This window comes from Mycolicibacterium aubagnense, from assembly GCF_010730955.1.
GTDB classification, from domain to species: domain Bacteria; phylum Actinomycetota; class Actinomycetes; order Mycobacteriales; family Mycobacteriaceae; genus Mycobacterium; species Mycobacterium aubagnense.
On the sequence record NZ_AP022577.1, the window covers coordinates 221,902 to 240,508 of the forward strand.

Here is an 18,607-nt window from a genome sequence, read left to right on the forward strand (position 1 = left end):
TGCGGCGTGGTAAGCCTGAACCGTGTCTGATGGGCTGTTCGACGTGGGAGGCGATGCCGAGCCGGCATCCAACTCTGTCGTGCGGGCGCCATTGGCCGTACGGATGCGGCCGGCCGGGCTCGATGAGGTCGTCGGTCAGGACCATCTGCTCAAACCGGGGTCACCGCTGCGCCGGCTGGTCGAGGGCTCAGGCGCGGCCAGCGTCATCTTGTACGGCCCGCCCGGCACCGGAAAGACCACGCTGGCGTCACTGATCTCGGGTGCCACCGGCCGCCGGTTCGAAGCGCTGTCGGCGCTGTCGGCCGGCGTCAAGGACGTGCGTGCGGTGATCGACGAAGCGCGGCGCGCCGCCGCCCACGGCCGCCAGACGGTGCTGTTCATCGACGAGGTGCACCGCTTCTCCAAGACCCAGCAGGACGCCCTGCTGGCCGCGGTGGAGAACCGCGTGGTGCTCCTGGTGGCGGCGACCACCGAGAACCCGTCGTTCTCCGTGGTCGCGCCGCTGCTGTCGCGGTCACTGATCCTGCAGCTGCAACCGCTGACCAGCGACGCCGTGCGGACCGTCGTGCAGCGGGCGATTGCCGACCCGCGTGGCCTGGGCGGCGCCGCCGAGGTCGACGACGACGCGGTTGGGTTGCTGGTGACGCTGTCGGCCGGGGATGCCCGGCGAGCGCTGACAGCGCTCGAGGTCGCGGCGGAGACGGCCGGCGAAGAGCGCGTGACGGTCGAGGTCGTCGAACAGTCGCTTGATCAGGCCGCGGTGCGCTACGACCGCGACGGCGACCAGCACTACGACGTGGTCAGCGCGTTCATCAAATCGGTCCGCGGCTCCGACGTCGACGCGGCGCTGCACTACCTGGCCAGGATGCTGACCGCGGGGGAGGACCCGCGGTTCATCGCGCGCCGGCTGATGATCCTGGCCAGCGAGGACATCGGGATCGCCGACCCGACGGCGCTGCCGACCGCGGTGGCCGCCGCGCAGACCGTCCAGCTCATCGGGCTCCCGGAAGCCCAGCTGACGCTGGCCCACGCGACGGTGCACCTGGCGACGGCGCCGAAATCCAATGCGGTGACCGCGGCCCTGGGCGCGGCGATGGCCGATATCAAGGCCGGTAAGGCGGGCATGGTGCCGGCGCACCTGCGTGACGGGCACTACGCCGGTGCGGCCGCCCTCGGCCACGCCCAGGGCTACAGGTACGCACACGACCACCCGGGTGGTGTTGCGGCCCAACAGTATCCACCAGATGAGCTGGTGGGGGTCGACTACTACCGGCCCACCCCGTACGGGGCGGAACGGGAGATCGGTGGCCGCTTGGAGAAGTTGCGCGCCATCATCCGGCGGCGTCGTTGATGGCCCTGCGCTAGACCAATTCGGGCACCCGCAGTTGGGCGATGGCCAGATCGAACGCGCAGTCGGCGATCTCCGACGCGCCGGCGGCCTGTACCGATTCGACCTTCAGCGCAGTGGCCTGCTCCCAGTAGGCCTCCATCAATTCGCGGGTGCGGAACGATACGGACGACACCGCGTGACCCGAGCCGCGATCGACGAGCAGGCTGGCGCTGCAGAAGCCGGGCAGGTGCTCGACCTGGCGCAGCACGCTGTCGCGGAAGTAGTCGATGCCCGCCTCCATCAGGTCCGGCGGCACCGTGAGCCAGGTGGCGCGCACACACGCGCCGTTGCCGCGTTCGCGGTGCAGGACGGCGATCTCCCACTCTTCGACCAACGGGGCTCCGTCGCCGAACCGTTCGGCAGCCAGGTTGCGCAGCCGCCGTGCCTCGCCGGCGCTGTAATGCAGGGCGTCCTCGGACTCCCACGAGCTGGTGGCGATGCACCGGCCCGACTCCCGGTCGACCATGAGAGACATGCCGATGGAGCCGGGAAGTTCTTGCAGCACAGGCATGACCTGGTCGCGGATGTAGGCAATGCCGGCGTCGATCTGATCAGACCGCGCCATCATCGTGGTAGAACGTGCGAACACGGTCCACCCCCTCTTTATTCAGGGCGGCGCTCCGGTGGCGCTACCGGATAGGGACAACTGTCCTCCACGGCGGTGCGACGCACAATGGTTCGTGGGCCGGGGCCAAAACCGCACCCGGTACTGTTATGCGGGCAACTACCCGGTCGATGAAGGACAGCAGCACGTGCAGACACACGAGATCAGGAAACGATTCCTCGATCATTTCGTGAAAGCGGGCCACACCGAGGTGCCCAGCGCATCGGTGATCCTGGACGATCCGAACCTGTTGTTCGTCAACGCCGGCATGGTGCAGTTCGTGCCCTACTTCCTGGGCGACCGCACCCCGCCGTACGACAAGGCGACCAGCGTCCAGAAGTGCATCCGGACGCCGGACATCGACGAGGTGGGCATCACCACCCGGCACAACACCTTCTTCCAGATGGCCGGCAACTTCTCGTTCGGCGACTACTTCAAGCGCGGCGCCATCGCGCTCGCCTGGGATCTGCTGACCAATTCGGTGTCCGAGGGCGGCTACGGATTCGACCCCGAAAAGCTCTGGGCCACCGTCTATCTCGATGATGACGAGGCCATCGGGCTCTGGGAGGAGATCGCCGGGCTGCCGCCGGAGCGCATCCAGCGCCGCGGCAAGGCCGACAACTACTGGTCCATGGGCATCCCCGGTCCCTGCGGCCCGTGTTCCGAGATCTACTACGACCGCGGCCCTGAATACGGCATCGACGGCGGCCCCGAAGCCAACGAGGACCGCTACATCGAAATCTGGAACCTCGTGTTCATGGAGAACGAGCGCGGCGAGGGCACCAGCAAGACCGACTTCGAAATCCTCGGCCCGCTGCCGCGCCAGAACATCGACACCGGCATGGGTGTCGAGCGCATCGCCTGCCTGCTGCAGGGTGTCGACAACGTCTACGAGACCGACCTGGTTCGTCCCGTCATCGACAAGGTGGCCGCGGTGGCGCCCCGCCACTACGGCGCGGGCAACCACACCGACGACGTGCGCTACCGCGTCATCGCCGACCACAGCCGCACCGCCGCGATCATCATCGGCGACGGCGTCACCCCGGGTAACGAGGGCCGCGGCTACGTGCTGCGCCGCCTGCTGCGCCGCATCATCCGCGCCGCCAAGCTGCTCGGTGTCGAGCAGCCGATCATGTCCGACCTGATGACCACCGTGCGCGACACGATGGGCCCGTCGTACCCGGAGCTGGTCACCGACTTCGAGCGCATCAACCGCATTGCGGTCGCCGAGGAGACCGCCTTCAACCGCACCCTCGCGTCGGGTTCGCGGCTGTTCGAGGACGCCGCGGCAGCCACCCGGGCCGCGGGCAAGACCGTCGTCTCCGGCAGTGATGCCTTCACATTGCACGACACCTACGGGTTCCCGGTCGAGCTGACGCTCGAGATGGCGGCCGAAGCCGGCCTGTCCGTCGACGAAGAGGGCTTCCGCAGCCTCATGGCCGAGCAGCGCGCCCGCGCCAAGGCCGACGCCGCCGCCCGCAAGCACGCGCACGCCGACCTGTCCGCCTACCGCGATCTGGTCGACGCCGGCCCGACCGAGTTCACCGGCTTCGACGAATTGACCTCGGAGGCAAGGATTCTCGGCATCTTCGTGGACGGCAAGCGGGTGCCGGTGGTGACGCACGGCGATGAAGCCGCGGTAGGGGCCGGCCGTATCGAGCTGGTCCTCGACCGCACCCCGCTGTACGCCGAGTCGGGCGGCCAGATCGCCGACACCGGGTCCATCACGGGCACCGGATCGTCGGCCACCGCGAAGGCCGCGGTCACCGACGTCCAGAAGATCGCCAAGTCGCTGTGGGTGCACACCGTCAACGTCGAGTCGGGCGAGTTCGTCGAGGGCGACACCGTGACGGCCGCTGTCGACCCGACCTGGCGCCGCGGCGCCACCCAGGGGCACTCGGGCACGCACATGGTGCACGCCGCGCTGCGACAGGTGTTGGGCCCCAATGCCGTTCAGGCCGGTTCGCTCAACCGGCCGGGCTACCTGCGGTTCGACTTCAACTACCAGGGCGCGCTCAGCGACGAGCAGCGCACCCAGGTCGAGGAAGTGACCAACGAGGCGGTGCAGGCCGACTTCGAGGTGCACACCTTCAACGAGAAGCTGGAGAAGGCCAAGGCCATGGGCGCCATGGCGATGTTCGGCGAGTCGTACCCCGACGAGGTCCGCGTCGTCGAGATCGGTGGACCGTTCTCCATGGAGCTGTGCGGTGGTACCCACGTCCAGCGCTCGGCCCAGATCGGTCCGGTGACCATTCTCGGCGAGTCGTCGGTGGGTTCGGGTGTGCGTCGCGTCGAGGCCTACGTCGGGCTGGACTCGTTCCGGCACCTGGCCAAGGAACGTGCGCTGATGGCCGGCCTGGCCTCGTCGCTGAAGGTGCCCTCGGAAGAGGTGCCGGCCCGCGTGGCCACCTTGGTCGAGAAGCTCAAGGCCGCCGAGAAGGAACTCGACAAGGTCCGGCTGGCCGGCGCCAAGGCCGCCGCCGCCAATGCCGCGGCAGGCGCCGAGGTGATCGGCAAGGTGCGCCTTGTCGCACAGCGGATGGCCGGTGGCTTCTCCGGTGGTGACCTTCGCACCCTGGTCGGCGACATCAAGGGCAAGCTGGGCTCGGACCCTGCGGTGATCGCACTCATCGCCGATTCGGGCGACTCGGTGCCGTACGTGGTGGCCGTCAACGCCGCCGCGCAGGACCTGGGATTGAAGGCCAACGAACTGGTGCAGCAGCTGGGCACCGCCGTCGATGGTCGTGGTGGTGGAAAGGCCGATCTGGCACAGGGTTCCGGTAAGGGGGCAGCGGGTATCGACGCGGGTCTGGCCGCGCTACGCGCTGAACTGGGCCGGAGCTAGCTTTGGCCCATACCGACCGCATGCCCGACCGCCCCGGGGCCGACGACCCCGGACGCGGTCGTCGGCTCGGCATCGACGTCGGCACGGTGCGGATCGGTGTCGCCGTGTGCGACCCGGATGGAATCCTGGCGACACCGCTGGAGACGGTTCGTCGCGACAAGACCGACAAGCACCTGAGCCGGCTGGTGAAACTGGCCGGTGAGCAGGACGCTGTCGAGATCGTCGTCGGATTGCCCCGCACCCTGAAGGACCGGGCCAGCAGCTCGGCCCGCGATGCGATCGAGGTCGCCGACGCCCTGGCAGCCCGGGTGGCCCCGACTCCGGTGCGGATGGCAGACGAACGCCTGACAACGGTGACCGCGCAGCGCTCGCTGCGGGAGGCCGGAGTGCGTGCGAAGGGGCAACGTCAGATGATCGATCAGGTGGCAGCCGTCGGCATCCTCCAGAACTGGCTGGACCTGCGCCGCACAGTGCTGGCCGCGGCGCCGAACACTGAGGCCGACGAGTGACCCCGGCCGAGGACATGATTCCCGACGCGCCCGACGACGACGAAGAGTGGGGCAGCACCCGCATCAAGCCCGAATCGGTGGGCCGGCCCCGCCGCGGGATGAGCCGGGCCGAACGGGTCCGCGCCGAGCGGAACCGCAAGCGCCGCCGCCGCCGCAGCATCGTGGCGCTGACCGTCTTCATCGTCGTTGTGGTCACTGCGGTGTTCCTCGGTTCACGCCTGTGGCACGGGATCTTCGGTTCGGGCAACGACTACTCCGGTGACGGCAACAACGACCTGGTCATCGAGGTGCATCAGGGCGACTCCACCACCGCCATCGGGCAGACCCTGCACGACCACGGCGTCGTGGCCAACGTGAAGACGTTCGTCCAGGCCGCCGAGGGCAACAAGGCGATGACCGAGATTCAGCCGGGCTTCTACAAGCTGCGCACCGAGATCTCGGCAGCCAACGCGGTATCCCGGCTCACGGAGAAGGACAATCGCGTCGGCCGCCTGGTGATCCCGGAGGGCCGTCAGCTCGACGACACCACCGACGTCAAGACCAACAAGATCAATCAGGGCATCTTCAGCCTGATCTCGGCCGCTTCGTGCGTCGACCTGGACGGCAACCGCAAATGCGTGTCTGCCGCAGATCTGAAGCAGGCCGCCGGCGCCGCCGACGTCTCGGCGTTGATGGTGCCGAGCTGGGCGGCAGGGCCGGTGAAGGCGCTGGGCGCCGACCACCGCAGGCTCGAGGGCCTCATCGCGCCGGGCACCTGGAACGTCGACCCGGCCGGCACGCCGGAGTCGATTCTGGCGAGCCTGATCAGCTCGAGCGGTCACCAGTACGAAAAGGGTGGCCTGCTCGACGCCGGCGCGGCCGCCAACCTGAACCCGTACCAGATCCTGATCGTGGCGTCGCTGGTCCAGCGTGAGTCCAACCCGCAGGACTTCGCCAAGGTCGCCCGCGTCATCTACAACCGGCTGGCGACCCCTGATCACCGCAGGTTGCAGTTCGACTCGACGGTGAACTACCCGCTGGATCGGCAGGAGGTGGCCACCACCGACGGCGACCGCGAGCAGCCGACGCCGTGGAACACCTATGCGCGTGAAGGCCTTCCGGTCACGCCCATCTGTTCGCCCGGGCAGCCCGCGGTCGTCGCGGCGCAGGATCCGGCGCCGGGGGACTGGCTGTACTTCGTGACCATCGACCTGCAGGGCACGACGGTGTTCACCCGGGACTACCAGCAGCACCTCGCCAGCATCGAGCTCGCCAAGCGCAACGGCGTGCTCGACAGCGCTCGATGACCGCGCGTCGGGCGGCGGTCCTGGGCTCGCCCATCGCGCATTCGCGGTCGCCGCAGTTGCACCTGGCGGCCTACCGGGAGCTCGGGCTCACCGACTGGACCTATGACCGTATCGAGTGCACCGAGGCCCAATTGCCCGGCCTGGTAGGCGGTTTCGGCCCGGAATGGGTCGGCGTCTCGGTGACCATGCCCGGCAAGTTCGCCGCGCTGCGGTTCGCGACGGAACGCACCGAACGGGCCGAGCTGGTGGGCTCGGCCAACACGCTGGTGCGGGTGGACGGCGGCTGGCGGGCCGACAACACCGACGTCGACGGGGTTGTCGGCGCGCTCGGGGCGGTGTCGGGCCCGGCAGCGGTGCTGGGTTCCGGCGGCACGGCGCCCGCGGCGGTGGTGGCCTTGGCGTCGCTGGGGATTTCGGACATCTCGGTCGTCGCCCGTAACGCCGACAAGGCGGCGTCACTGGTCGAGCTGGGGGACAAGCTCGGCGTGCGCGCCCGGTGGGTCGACTTGGGTGAACCACTCGATTCCCTTGGTGTGGTGGTCAATACGCTGCCCGCCGACGTGGCCTCGCAGTTCTCTGCCACCGTGGCCGACGCTGCTGTGCTGCTCGACGCCATCTATGACCCATGGCCGACGCCGCTGGCGCAGACCGTGTCCGCGGCCGGCGGCCGCGTGGTGAGCGGCCTGCAGATGCTGCTGCACCAGGCCTTCGCCCAGGTGGAGCAGTTCACGGGGATGCCGGCGCCGCGCGAGGCGATGGCGGCGGCGCTCGCGGCGTCCTGAGCGCCGGTGCTCTCTCCCAGGCACCTTCGATCCAGAGCTGTCACAAATCCGGACATTGTCAGCTGAGGCTGACAGCCTCAGATCGCACACGTCGCACAGAGAGCCGACACGTTTTCGTGACGGTCGCCCTGTCGCGCCGGCCTTAGCCTCGAAAGATGGGGGTGGGCAAGGTTTTTTGGTGCGGGGCCATCGGCGCTTGGATGATCGCGCTGTGCGTCTACGACCTGCGCGAACGACGGCTACCTAATCGGTTGACGTTGCCCGGCGCGGCGGCGCTCGTGGGCGCTGGTCTGATCACCGGCAAGGGGACCGCGGCGGCGCTGGGGGCGGCGGCCCTGTGCGGCGTGTATCTGGTTATCCATCTGCTGAGTCCGCGGGCGATGGGCGGCGGAGACGTCAAACTGGCCCTCGGCCTGGGCGCGCTGACGGGGATGTTCGGCGCCGACGTCTGGGCGCTGGCGGCCATCGGGGCGCCGCTGATCACGGCGGGCTATGCGGTGGTGCTCCTGCTGCGGCGCAGCGGACGGACCGTGCCACACGGGCCGTCGATGTGCCTGGCCAGCGCCGCGGCGGTCGCGCTCGGTACCTTTGCCTCACCATGAGCACCCGCGCCGCCACCGCCGCTGACCTGCCTGCCATCGCTGACATCTACGCGCACTACGTGCGCAGCAGCGTGGCGTCGTTCGAGCTGGAGCCGCCGGCCGCCGACGAATGGCAGACCCGGTTCTCCAACGTCGCGGCCGCCGGCCTGCCCTTCGTGGTGGTCGAACGCGACGGCAAGGTCGCGGGGTACGCGTACTGCCTGCCCTGGAAGGCCCGGCCGGCCTATCAGGGCACCGTGGAGGACTCGATCTACCTGGCGCCGTGGGCCACCGGCCAGGGCGCCGGCTCCGAACTGCTCGGCGTGCTGCTGGACGCTGCCCGCGCCGCAGGGGTGCGCGAGGTGATCGCGGTGATCGCCGACAGCGGCGACCCGTCGTCCATCGCATTGCACAAGAAGCTGGGTTTCGACGATGCCGGGCGGCTGCGGCAGGTCGGCCACAAGCACGGGCGGGACATCGACACCGTGCTACTGCAACGCAGCCTGCGCTGAGGAGATTTCAGCCGGTAAACCCCCTCATGGGACAATGGGACACGTGTTGCGATGGACCACAGCAGGTGAATCCCACGGCCGCGCCCTCGTGGCCTTGATCGAAGGCATGGTGGCCGGACTTTCGGTGACCTCGGACGACATCGCCACGCAGTTGCAGCGGCGTCGTCTCGGCTACGGCCGCGGTGCCCGGATGAAGTTCGAAAAGGACGAAGTCACGCTGCTCGGTGGCGTTCGGCACGGCCAGACGCTGGGCGGCCCGATCGCCATTCAGATCGGCAACACCGAATGGCCCAAGTGGGAGACCGTCATGGCCTCCGACCCGGTCGACCCGTCGGAGCTCGACGTGGCGCGCAACGCCCCGCTGACCCGGCCCCGTCCCGGCCACGCCGACTACGCCGGCATGCTCAAGTACGGCTTCGACGACGCCCGCCCGGTGCTCGAGCGCGCCAGCGCCCGCGAGACCGCGGCCCGAGTCGCGGCCGGCACCATTGCCCGCGCCTTCCTGAAGCAGGCACTGGGTGTCGAGGTCATTTCGCACGTGGTGGCCATCGGCGCGTCCAAGCCCTACGACGGCCCGTCGCCGCAGCCCGAGGATCTGGCGGCCATCGACGACAGCCCGGTGCGTGCCTTCGACAAGGCCGCAGAAGAATTGATGATCACCGAGATCGAGGCCGCCAAGAAGGACGGCGACACCCTCGGTGGTGTGGTCGAGGTCGTCGTCTCCGGCTTGCCGATCGGCCTCGGTTCGTTCACCAGCGGCGACAACCGGCTCGACAGCCAGTTGGCCGCGGCCGTGATGGGCATCCAGGCCATCAAGGGCGTCGAGATCGGTGACGGCTTCGAGACCGCACGACGCCGCGGCACCGTCGCGCACGACGAGATGTACCCCGGCCCCGACGGCGTGATGCGCTCCACCAACCGGGCCGGCGGCCTGGAAGGCGGCATGACCAACGGCCAGCCGCTGCGCGTCCGCGCGGCGATGAAGCCGATCTCGACCGTGCCGCGCGCGCTGGCGACCGTCGACATGACCACCGGCGAAGAGGCCGTCGCCATCCACCAGCGGTCCGATGTCTGCGCCGTGCCCGCGGCCGGTGTGGTCGTCGAGGCCATGGTGGCGCTGGTGCTGGCCCGCGCCGCACTGGACAAGTTCGGCGGCGACTCGCTGGCCGAGACCCGCGCCAACATCGAGAACTACCTGCGTGCGGTGCAAGAGCGCGAACCGCAGATGTCCGGATAAATCATGGTGCCCAAGGCTGTACTGGTCGGCATGCCCGGGTCGGGCAAGTCGACGATCGGTCGACGGTTGGCGAAGGCGCTGCAGGTGCCGATGCTCGACACCGACGCCAAGATCGTCGAGACCACCGGTCGCAGCATCGCCGACATCTTCGCCGAAGGTGAGCCGGTGTTCCGCAAGATCGAAGCCGACGTCATTCGCGACGCGCTGGCCGAACACGACGGGGTGGTCTCGCTCGGTGGTGGCGCGGTGACCACTCCGGAGGTGCGTGAGGCGCTTGCCGGACACACCGTCGTCTACCTGGAAATCAGTGCGGCAGAAGGTGTTCGGCGTACCGCGGGCGGTGGCCGTCCGCTGCTCGCCGGCGACGATCCGGGTGCCAAATACCGCGCATTGATGGCACAACGCGTGCCGCTGTTCCGACAGGTCGCCACGCTCCGCGTGAACACCAACCGACGCAATCCCGGGGCCGTGGTCCGCCACATCGTGCACCGGCTCGAGCAGCCGCGCTGCGACGAGCACTCCCGGCGCCGCCGCCGTTCGGCATGGCGCCGGCTGCCCACGGTCCTGAACCCCGGACCCACCACCGAGGCCCCGCCGAGTCCCGCGGCACTGGCGAAACGATTGAAAGGCTCGCAATGACCGAACGTGGCGCTGAACCTGTTGTTGTCGAGGTGAACGTCGACCGGCCGTATCCGGTGATCATCGGGACGGGGTTGCTCGGCGACCTCGGCCGGGTTCTGCAGGGCCGCCACCGCGTCGCCATCCTGCATCAGCCGGTGCTCACCCAGACCGCCGAAGCGATCCGGAGCTACCTGGCGGACCAGGGGATCGACGCGCACCGAATCGAGATTCCGGACGCCGAGGCGGGCAAGGAACTGCCGGTCGTCGGCTTCATCTGGGAAGTGTTGGGGCGCATCGGGATCGACCGCAAGGATGCCATCGTCAGCCTCGGCGGCGGGGCGGCCACCGACGTCGCCGGGTTCGCCGCGGCGACCTGGCTGCGGGGCGTGGACATCGTGCACGTGCCGACGACCCTGCTCGGCATGGTCGACGCCGCCGTCGGCGGCAAGACCGGCATCAACACCGACGCCGGCAAGAACCTCGTCGGCGCGTTCCACCAGCCGCTGGCGGTCCTCGTCGACCTCGCGACGCTGGAATCGTTGCCGCGCAACGAGATCATCGCCGGGATGGCCGAGATCGTGAAGGCCGGTTTCATCGCCGACCCGGTGATCCTGGATCTGATCGAAGCCGACCCGGAGGCCGCGCTGGACCCGACCGGGACGGTGCTGCCCGAGCTCATCCGCCGGGCCATCGCCGTCAAGGCCGAGGTGGTCGCGGCCGATGAGAAAGAATCGGCGCTGCGCGAAATCCTCAACTACGGCCACACTTTGGCGCACGCCATCGAGCGCCGCGAGCGGTACCAGTGGCGCCATGGTGCCGCCGTGTCGGTGGGCCTGGTGTTCGCCGCGGAGCTGGGCCGGCTGGCCGGCCGACTCGATGACGACACCGCGGACCGGCACCGCCGGGTCCTGACCGCGCTGGGGCTGCCGGTCAGCTACGACGCCGATGCATTTCCGCAGCTGTTGGAATCGATGGCGGGGGACAAGAAGACCCGTTCGGGCGTGCTGCGTTTCGTGGTGCTCGACGGTCTGGCCAAGCCGGGCCGGCTGGAGGGCCCGGACCCGTCCCTGTTGGCGGCCGCCTATTCGGTGGTGGCGAAAGACTGAGCCGAGGCAGACCCGAAGCAAAAAAATCGCGGCCAGTCATCAGACTGGCCGCGATTCTTGTGTGGGTGCTCAGGACTGTGTCTCGGTCTTGTCGGTGCTGACGGCAGCGAAGACGTCAGTATCAGCGCGCTCGCCGCTGTCGCCGGCGTGGTCGTGCTTCGGGGGCGGCGGGGCTTGGCGGTCGATCAGCCAGCGGCCGAGCGTCACGCCGCAGATGCCGCCCACGAAGACGATCAGTGCCGTGAACGCGGCGAACGTGGTGACCTCGGCGGCCAGTGCGTCGACGTAGATGTTGTCGTAAATCTGTCCGATGAGCCAGGAGACGAGGCCGCTGACGACGCCGGCGAACAGGCCGGCGACCAGCCACGCCATGGCCAGGTCCTCGCGTCGGTCGGGGTCGGGCTGCGCCTTCGCGTCACTCTGTCCGTCGAGGACGCCCCAGGCAAATGCGGCGAGGATGTACAGCACGACCAGCGTGACACTGATGATCAGGGACTGTTTTTCCCACGCCCCGATCATCGCGCCTTGCAGCAATCGGACGATCACCATCAACGCCGCAAAGACGATTCCGCGCAGCAACCACTTACTCATGAGCAGACAGCGTAGCGAGTAGCGTCACATATCGTGACAATTTCCCACCGGCGCCACACTCTGCGTCGCGATCTGGCGGCCGCCGAGCTGGATGCGATCCTGGTAACCGACCTGGTGAACGTGCGTTATCTGTCCGGATTCACCGGCTCCAACGCCGCATTGCTGATTCCCACTCACGGGGAGACCCCGGTGCTGGCCACCGACGGGCGGTACCGAACGCAGGCCGCACAGCAGGCCCCGGATGCGCAGATCCTCATCGAGCGGGCGTGTGCCCCGCAACTGGTGCGCGCCGCGGCAGCCGCCGGAGTCAAGCGACTCGGCTTCGAAAGCCACGTCATGACGGTCGACGCGCACGCGGCACTGCAGCGGGTCAGCGGGGACGTCGAACTGGTCCGGGCGCCCGGCATGGTCGAGACGTTGCGAGAGGTCAAGGACGCCGGCGAGATCGCGATCCTGCGGCTGGCGTGCGAGGCCGCCGACGCGGCGTTGGCGGACCTCATCGAATCCGGCGGGCTGCGGGCCGGCCGCACCGAGAAAGAGGTCGGCCGCGAACTCGAGTCGCGGATGCTGGACCACGGCGCCGACGGGCCGTCGTTCGAGACCATCGTCGCCACCGGCGCCAACTCCGCCATCCCGCACCACCGGCCCACCGACGCGGTGCTGGCCGCCGGCGACTTCGTCAAGATCGACTTCGGCGCGCTCGTCGCGGGCTACCACTCGGACATGACCCGCACGTTCGTGCTGTCGCCTGTGGCGCAGTGGCAGCGCGACATCTACGACCTGGTCGCCGCGTCGCAGCGGGCGGGCCGCGAGGCGCTGGCGCCGGGCACCACGCTGTCCGCCGTGGATCGGGCGTCGCGGCAGGTCATCGTCAATGCCGGCTACGGCGATCAGTTCTCCCACGGGCTCGGGCACGGGGTCGGGCTGCAGATACATGAAGCGCCGGGAATCAACTCCGCCGCCGCCGGTACACTGCTTGCTGGCTCCGTGGTGACCGTGGAGCCCGGTGTCTACCTGCCCGGCCGGGGCGGAGTCCGGATCGAGGACACGCTGGTCGTGGGTAGCGATACGACACACACACCTGAGTTGCTTACCCAGTTCCCCAAGGAACTGGCCATCCTCTGATGACAGAGAGCTAGGAGCAGTACCGACCGTGGCATCTACCGCCGACTTCAAGAATGGTCTTGTCCTCAACATCGAGGGCCAGCTGTGGCAGATCACCGAGTTCCAGCACGTCAAGCCTGGCAAGGGCCCGGCCTTCGTGCGCACCAAGCTCAAGAACGTGCTGACGGGCAAGGTCGTCGACAAGACCTTCAACGCCGGCGTGAAGGTGGAGACCGCGACCGTCGACCGTCGTGATGCCACCTACCTGTACCGCGATGGCAGCGACTTCGTCTTCATGGATGCCGAGGACTTCGAGCAGCACCCGCTGACCGAGGCCCTCGTCGGCGACGCCGCCGGCTTCCTGCTGGAGAACCTGCAGGTGCAGATCGCGTTCCACAACGGTGTGCCGCTGTACCTGGAACTTCCGGTCAGCATCGACATCGTCGTCGCGCACACCGAGCCCGGTCTGCAGGGCGACCGCTCCAACGCCGGCACCAAGCCGGCCACCCTGGAGACCGGCGCCGAGATTCAGGTGCCACTGTTCATCAACATCGGCGACAAGCTGAAGGTGGACACCCGCGACAGCAGCTACATCAGTCGGGTCAATGCCTGAGCTGCGCGAGCGGAGCGACGGCAATGCCTGACAGACGTTCCGACAAGGGTCGGCACCAGGCACGCAAGCGCGCTGTCGACCTGCTGTTCGAGGCCGAGGCGCGCGGGATCACCGCGGCCGAGGGCGCGAAGCTGCGCAACACCATCGCCGACCGCGACCCCGAGGTCTCGACACTGAACCCGTACACGGTGACCGTCGCCAACGGCGTCACCGAGCACGCCGCGCACATCGACGACCTGATCTCCGCGCACCTGCAGGGCTGGACGCTGGAGCGTCTGCCCGCGGTGGACCGGGCGATCCTGCGCGTCGCGGTATGGGAGCTGCTGCACGCGACGGACGTGCCGGAGCCGGTCGCCGTCGACGAGGCGGTCGAGCTGGCGAAGACGCTGTCCACCGACGAGTCGCCCGGTTTCGTCAACGGTGTGCTCGGTCAGGTGATGCTGGTGACTCCGCAGATCCGGGCCGCCGCCGCAGCCGTACAGGGCGCGGCGCAGGGCAGCGCCGAACAGTAGGGCCGCGCAGCCATGGACGAACCGCAGGACTGGGCGCCCTACTCGAGTGTCGAGGATGCGGCCAAGGTCTATCTGCGCGATCCGGAGCTGGCGCTCGAACAGCTGCGCTCGGTGGTCGACTTCCGGTCGATCAAGTCCTTCATCATGTCGCGCGGCGCGTCCGAGGAGTCCTGGGGCGACGCCGTGTGGCAGGAGGTCGTCCTCACCGACGGTGAGCGGCTGATCATGTGGCGGGCCGACGACGACGCGAGCGGCGAGGACGAACAGCTGCGCCGCACGTTGGACACCTCGGTGCGGACCATCCTGTTGTCGACCATCACCGACCACATCCTGACCACGCGGTTCGAGGTCCTGGCCGACGGCACCCGGCGCCTCGCCGAAGTCCGGCTGCGGATGTACACCCAGCTGATCACCCGCAGCCGCCAGAAGTCGGCGGTCGACAGCGACTTCTTCTGTGAGTCGTTCCGGTACACCAAGTCCGTCGACGACGGCGGCCTGGCCCAGATGCAGCGGCTGCTGCAATTCGGCCGGGAGTTGTCGCACGCCCTGTAGGTCTGGTCCATCCCGCCTCCCGGCCAACGGGACGAATCGTGACCTGCATCTCAGTAACGCCGTTACAGTCGCGGGATGGGAACCGAGCCACGAGTGATCGCCGACGTCGGTGAAGACGGCCTGCATCTGCACGCCTGCTGTCTCTGTGAAGCCATGTGCGGCTTGGAGATCCAGGTGGCCGACGGCAAGGTGGCGGGCATCCGGCCGAACAAGGCCGACGAGTGGAGCGCGGGCCACATCTGCCCGAAGGGCGCCTCGCTGGGTGCACTGCACGAGGACCCCGACCGGATCCGCCGGCCCATGATCAAGATCGACGGCGAGTGGCACGAGGTCGACTGGGACACCGCGTTCCGTCGCTGCACCGAACTGCTGGCACCCGTCATCGAGAAGCACGGCATCGGCGCGGTTACCGCGTACACCGGAAACCCACTGGCGCACTCGTTTTCGCTGTCGCGGTATGCGGCGATCCTGCTCGGCCTGTCCGGCATGCCGATCACGTATTCGCCGGGCACCATCGACCAGTGGCCCAAGAACCTGTCGTCGCACCTGATGTACGGCAGCTGGTGGGCATTCCCGACACCCGACGTGCAGCGCACCGACCTGCTGGTGGTGATGGGCGCCAACCCCGCGGCGTCGCAGGGCTCGCTCCTCGCCGCGCCCGACATCATGGGCATCATCGGCGGAATCCGTAAGCGCGGCAAAGTGATCGTCATCGACCCGGTGCGAACCCAGACCGCAGCCAAGGCCGACGAGTGGCTGCCCATCACGCCAGGTACCGACGCGGCGCTGCTGCTGGGCGTCATCCACGTTGTGTTCGACGAAGGGCTCGTCAACCTCGGCCGGCTGGCGCGGCATCTCGACGGAGTGCCCGAGCTGGAGCAGGCCGTCACCGACTGGTCGCCCGAAAGAGTCGCTGCCGCAACAGGTATCGGCGCCGAGCGGATTCGGCAACTGGCCCGCGAGCTGGCCGGCACGCCGCGCGCTGTCGTCTACGGCCGGATCGGCACCTGTAACCAGGAGTTCGGCAGCCTCGCCAGCTGGCTGATCGACGTCGTCAACATCGTCACCGGACACTTCGACGTGCCGGGCGGCGCGATGTTCGCGACCCCGACCGCCTGGACCGTCACCAGCCAGACCATCCCGGGCCTGGAGGACGGGGCGCCCAACTTCGGCCGCTATCAGACCCGAGTCCGCGGGGCGAAAGAAGTGCTGGGTCAGGTACCCGTCTCCTGCATGCTCGAAGAGATCACCACGCCCGGCGAGGGCCAGCTCAAAGCACTGATCACGGTGGCGGGCAATCCCGTCCTGTCCACCCCGGGTGGCGACAAGCTGGACGAGGCGCTGGCGGGCCTGGACGCGATGATCTCGGTGGACCTGTGGCTCAACGAGACCACTCGGCACGCCGACGTGATCCTGCCCGGCGCCTCGGCGCTCGAGCAGCCGCATTCGGCGGACCTGCTGCTGGGCACGGCCATCAACAGCTTCGCCCGCTACTCGCCGCCGGTGTTCCACCGCGAGGACCCGGACGCGCCGGAAGAGTGGGAGATCCTCATCCGGCTGACCGGGCTGTGCACCGGCACCCCGGCCGAGGACGTCGACGTGGCCGCGCTCGATGACGGCTGGTTCGACTACCTGTGCTTCACCCAGGGGCTCGACGGTGCTGAGATTCGGAAGAAGTACGACCACGGCGGCCCGGAGCGGATGCTCGACCTGACGCTGCGGACCGCCGCGTTCGGCGACCGGTATGGCGAGAATCCCGACGGCCTGACGCTCGAGAAGCTCAAGGCCCACCCCGACGGCATCAACTACGGCCCGATGGTGCCACGCGTGCCGGAGATTCTGGCTACCTCGGACCAGAAGATTCGTGTGGCCCCGCAGTATCTGCTCGACGACCTGCCGCGGTTGGCCTCGCGACTCGAGCGTCCCGATGACGAGCTGGTGCTGGTGAGCCGGCGGCATCTACGGTCCAACAACTCCTGGCTGCACAACGTCGGCGCGTTGATGAAGGGCCGCGACCGCTGCACGCTGCTGATGCACAGTCGCGACGCCGCCGCGCGGGGCATCGCGGACGGCGACACTGCCGAAGTCGCCTCGGGCGCAGGGAAGATCGTCGTCCCCGTCGAGGTGACCGACGCGATCAAGCCGGGCGTCGTGTCCATGCCGCACGGCTGGGGGCACGGGCAGTCCGGCACTCGGCTCGGGATCGCCAACGCGTCGCCCGGGGTGAATACCAACATCCTCTCGCTGCCGGACTTCATCGACGAGCCGTCCGGCAACGGGGCGCTCAACGGGATCCCGGTGACGGTGAGTGCGGTGGGGAGCTAGCCGCACCGCAGGGGCGAACACTATTCAGTTGTCAAGGTGCACAACGTGTTAGGCGGCTATGCCGCGATGGTGTCGAGTCGCAGGGTGCGTCGGTTGTAGGTCGGGATGGGCCTGCGGTGTGGGTCGACGGTGGTTGGTGGGATGAGCCAGGGGTGTTTGTCCAGTCCCATGACGACGTCCCAGCCGTCGTGGTGGATGTTGGCGTGGCAGGCCGGGCACAGCAGGCACCCGTTGTTCAGGCTGGTTTCGCCGTCGTGGGTCCAGTGCACGATGTGGTGGGCATGGGTGCGCCCGGGCGGTGCACCGCATTTGATGCAGCATTGATCCCGCAGATACAGCGCTTTGCGTAGAGGCGCCGGGAACAGGCGTTTGTCCCGACCGACATCGAGTGGTACCTGCTCGCCGTCCACGATGACTGTCGTGACGGTGGTGTCGCAGGTCAGCCGGTCCAGGGTCAGGGTGCTGATTGATCCCATGAACGCTAACTCCGCCAGGTCCGGGGTGTCGGCGGGCACCGTTACCAACAGTTGGGTGCGCGGCGCGGACGCGATATCGCCGCCGCGGGCCGCGATATCCAACACCGCCTCCAGGGCGTCCGCGCGTCGCCTCCCCGCGGAGCGGGTGTCGGGGCTGCCGTCGGGTTCAGGGCGGGGTGCGGACAGCTCATCCATCGCGGCCGCGAGTTTGGCGCCCACTTCGGCGTCCAGATCCGCGCGTACATGTAGCCGGCCGTCGCTGGTCACTCGGTGGTCGACTGTGTTGATGGACCGGTCCTCGGCCGCGGGCAGACCCCCAGTCGCGGCGGCGTGCCGGTTGCCGAGCCGGCGGGCCCGAGCACCGATCTCCGCCGGGGTGGCCCCGGAGAAGAACTGTCCGAGAAGATCCGTGACCTGACCGAACCGGGCCTCCTCGTCCGGCGGGTCGGGGGAGCGTGCCGCGATGTGGTTGACGCCCTTGACGATCGCGTCGACATGTTCCCCCGAGATCGCGCCGTCGCCGGCATGTGCGGCCAGGGTGGGCAGTGCCGGCAACGCAGCAGCGACCCGTACCAGCCGCTCGGCGACCGCGGGTGCGCACCCCAGCGCGATCAGCAGCTCCCGCGGCGTCCGCCCCTGCGAGGCGGCCACCCCACGCCGATCCAGGGCGCCCGCCACTGTTGCCGCTAGATGATCAACCACGTTCTGCAGCACGGCAAGCATGCGCATCGACTCCAACGCGTCATCTCCAGCCAGGTCGTCGGGGACGTGCACGCCTCGGATGGCGTCGAGGCTGGTGGTGAGACGCTGCGTGATTCCCATACCCCATTTTATCGAACAAATGTTCGAACTGCAAGAGGTGATGTCGAGGAGAAAGCAATCACCGAGATTTGAAATGTCGGGCGATTTCATGGTGGCGCAATAGCCCCTGAAGCCCCGGTTTGTGCAGGTCACGCGCGTA

General features: G+C 68.5%; 18 protein-coding genes. 15 read left to right on the forward strand and 3 right to left on the reverse strand.

Annotated features, from left to right (window positions below; genetic code table 11):
* Positions 1–22: 22 nt before the first annotated feature.
* A complete protein-coding gene (locus G6N59_RS01320) occupies positions 23–1,351 on the forward strand; it encodes a replication-associated recombination protein A (RefSeq protein ID WP_138230470.1) in 1,329 nt (442 codons plus the stop codon).
* Between the two features lie 10 nt (positions 1,352–1,361).
* On the opposite strand, the gene G6N59_RS01325 is transcribed toward G6N59_RS01320, so the two are convergent.
* On the reverse strand, positions 1,362–1,979 hold the full coding sequence (locus tag G6N59_RS01325; RefSeq protein WP_179970260.1) for an antibiotic biosynthesis monooxygenase: 618 nt from the start codon (positions 1,977–1,979) through the stop codon (positions 1,362–1,364).
* A 163-nt stretch (positions 1,980–2,142) separates the two neighbouring features.
* On the opposite strand from G6N59_RS01325, the gene alaS reads away from it, so the two are divergent.
* The 9 genes from alaS to aroB all read left to right on the forward strand — a co-directional run bounded on the left by alaS (position 2,143) and on the right by aroB (position 11,473).
* Positions 2,143–4,839 (forward strand): alanine--tRNA ligase, encoded by a 2,697-nt coding sequence (gene alaS, locus G6N59_RS01330; protein WP_138230471.1) that lies wholly within the window; start codon positions 2,143–2,145, stop codon positions 4,837–4,839.
* Positions 4,840–4,859: 20 nt separating this feature from the next.
* Entirely contained in the window at positions 4,860–5,348 is a 489-nt protein-coding gene (ruvX, locus tag G6N59_RS01335; protein WP_407665794.1) for a Holliday junction resolvase RuvX, read from the forward strand.
* Between the two features lie 14 nt (positions 5,349–5,362).
* Positions 5,363–6,634 (forward strand): endolytic transglycosylase MltG, encoded by a 1,272-nt coding sequence (locus G6N59_RS01340; protein ID WP_138230495.1) that lies wholly within the window; start codon positions 5,363–5,365, stop codon positions 6,632–6,634.
* A complete protein-coding gene (locus G6N59_RS01345) occupies positions 6,631–7,416 on the forward strand; it encodes a shikimate dehydrogenase (protein WP_138230473.1) in 786 nt (261 codons plus the stop codon). Before G6N59_RS01340 ends, G6N59_RS01345 begins: the two co-directional genes overlap by 4 nt.
* A gap of 155 nt (positions 7,417–7,571) precedes the next feature.
* The gene (locus G6N59_RS01350; RefSeq protein ID WP_163910821.1) at positions 7,572–8,018 is read left to right on the forward strand and encodes a prepilin peptidase; all 447 of its coding nucleotides are present in this window, start codon (positions 7,572–7,574) and stop codon (positions 8,016–8,018) included.
* Positions 8,015–8,509, forward strand: a complete 495-nt coding sequence (locus G6N59_RS01355; RefSeq protein ID WP_138230474.1) for a GNAT family N-acetyltransferase — start codon at positions 8,015–8,017, stop codon at positions 8,507–8,509. Before G6N59_RS01350 ends, G6N59_RS01355 begins: the two co-directional genes overlap by 4 nt.
* 43 nt (positions 8,510–8,552) lie before the next feature.
* Positions 8,553–9,746 (forward strand): chorismate synthase, encoded by a 1,194-nt coding sequence (gene aroC, locus G6N59_RS01360; RefSeq protein ID WP_138230475.1) that lies wholly within the window; start codon positions 8,553–8,555, stop codon positions 9,744–9,746.
* A 3-nt stretch (positions 9,747–9,749) separates the two neighbouring features.
* The gene (locus G6N59_RS01365) at positions 9,750–10,385 is read left to right on the forward strand and encodes a shikimate kinase (protein WP_138230476.1); all 636 of its coding nucleotides are present in this window, start codon (positions 9,750–9,752) and stop codon (positions 10,383–10,385) included.
* Positions 10,382–11,473: a 3-dehydroquinate synthase gene (gene aroB / locus G6N59_RS01370; RefSeq protein ID WP_138230477.1), complete on the forward strand. Its 1,092-nt coding sequence runs from the start codon at positions 10,382–10,384 to the stop codon at positions 11,471–11,473. The genes G6N59_RS01365 and aroB overlap by 4 nt, the downstream gene beginning before the upstream one ends.
* Before the next feature lie 69 nt (positions 11,474–11,542).
* Here the strand turns inward: aroB and G6N59_RS01375 are convergent, their stop codons facing one another.
* The gene (locus tag G6N59_RS01375) at positions 11,543–12,064 is read right to left on the reverse strand and encodes a B-4DMT family transporter (RefSeq protein ID WP_138230478.1); all 522 of its coding nucleotides are present in this window, start codon (positions 12,062–12,064) and stop codon (positions 11,543–11,545) included.
* A gap of 33 nt (positions 12,065–12,097) precedes the next feature.
* On the opposite strand from G6N59_RS01375, the gene G6N59_RS01380 reads away from it, so the two are divergent.
* The 5 genes from G6N59_RS01380 (at position 12,098) to G6N59_RS01400 (ending at position 17,170) form a co-directional block, all read left to right on the forward strand.
* Positions 12,098–13,189, forward strand: coding sequence for a M24 family metallopeptidase (locus tag G6N59_RS01380; protein ID WP_138230479.1), 1,092 nt, complete (start codon positions 12,098–12,100; stop codon positions 13,187–13,189).
* Positions 13,190–13,217: 28 nt separating this feature from the next.
* Complete coding sequence (gene efp, locus G6N59_RS01385) at positions 13,218–13,781, forward strand: elongation factor P (protein ID WP_138230480.1); 564 nt, start codon at positions 13,218–13,220, stop codon at positions 13,779–13,781.
* A 23-nt stretch (positions 13,782–13,804) separates the two neighbouring features.
* Positions 13,805–14,293, forward strand: coding sequence for a transcription antitermination factor NusB (gene nusB, locus G6N59_RS01390; protein WP_138230481.1), 489 nt, complete (start codon positions 13,805–13,807; stop codon positions 14,291–14,293).
* Positions 14,294–14,305: 12 nt separating this feature from the next.
* A complete protein-coding gene (locus G6N59_RS01395; protein WP_138230482.1) occupies positions 14,306–14,845 on the forward strand; it encodes a hypothetical protein in 540 nt (179 codons plus the stop codon).
* A 75-nt stretch (positions 14,846–14,920) separates the two neighbouring features.
* Entirely contained in the window at positions 14,921–17,170 is a 2,250-nt protein-coding gene (locus G6N59_RS01400; RefSeq protein WP_138230483.1) for a molybdopterin-dependent oxidoreductase, read from the forward strand.
* Between the two features lie 56 nt (positions 17,171–17,226).
* Here G6N59_RS01400 and G6N59_RS01405 read toward each other — a convergent pair whose 3' ends face one another.
* Positions 17,227–18,468 carry an HNH endonuclease gene (locus G6N59_RS01405; RefSeq protein WP_163910824.1) on the reverse strand — a complete coding sequence of 414 codons (1,242 nt, stop codon included), beginning with the start codon at positions 18,466–18,468 and terminating at the stop codon, positions 17,227–17,229.
* Positions 18,469–18,607 lie beyond the last annotated feature (139 nt).

What these genes read in the sequence shown, in the direction of transcription:
- G6N59_RS01350 (WP_163910821.1), top strand. Translation starts at nt 7,572, where the DNA reads ATGGGGGTGGGCAAGGTTTTTTGGTGCGGGGCCATCGGCGCTTGGATG.
- nusB (WP_138230481.1), top strand. Translation starts at nt 13,805, where the DNA reads ATGCCTGACAGACGTTCCGACAAGGGTCGGCACCAGGCACGCAAGCGC.
- G6N59_RS01345 (WP_138230473.1), top strand. Translation starts at nt 6,631, where the DNA reads ATGACCGCGCGTCGGGCGGCGGTCCTGGGCTCGCCCATCGCGCATTCG.
- aroB (WP_138230477.1), top strand. Translation starts at nt 10,382, where the DNA reads ATGACCGAACGTGGCGCTGAACCTGTTGTTGTCGAGGTGAACGTCGAC.
- G6N59_RS01375 (WP_138230478.1), bottom strand. Translation starts at nt 12,064, where the DNA reads ATGAGTAAGTGGTTGCTGCGCGGAATCGTCTTTGCGGCGTTGATGGTG.
- G6N59_RS01365 (WP_138230476.1), top strand. Translation starts at nt 9,750, where the DNA reads ATGGTGCCCAAGGCTGTACTGGTCGGCATGCCCGGGTCGGGCAAGTCG.
- G6N59_RS01395 (WP_138230482.1), top strand. Translation starts at nt 14,306, where the DNA reads ATGGACGAACCGCAGGACTGGGCGCCCTACTCGAGTGTCGAGGATGCG.
- G6N59_RS01400 (WP_138230483.1), top strand. Translation starts at nt 14,921, where the DNA reads ATGGGAACCGAGCCACGAGTGATCGCCGACGTCGGTGAAGACGGCCTG.
- G6N59_RS01340 (WP_138230495.1), top strand. Translation starts at nt 5,363, where the DNA reads ATGATTCCCGACGCGCCCGACGACGACGAAGAGTGGGGCAGCACCCGC.
- G6N59_RS01355 (WP_138230474.1), top strand. Translation starts at nt 8,015, where the DNA reads ATGAGCACCCGCGCCGCCACCGCCGCTGACCTGCCTGCCATCGCTGAC.
- G6N59_RS01405 (WP_163910824.1), bottom strand. Translation starts at nt 18,468, where the DNA reads ATGGGAATCACGCAGCGTCTCACCACCAGCCTCGACGCCATCCGAGGC.
- ruvX (WP_407665794.1), top strand. Translation starts at nt 4,860, where the DNA reads ATGCCCGACCGCCCCGGGGCCGACGACCCCGGACGCGGTCGTCGGCTC.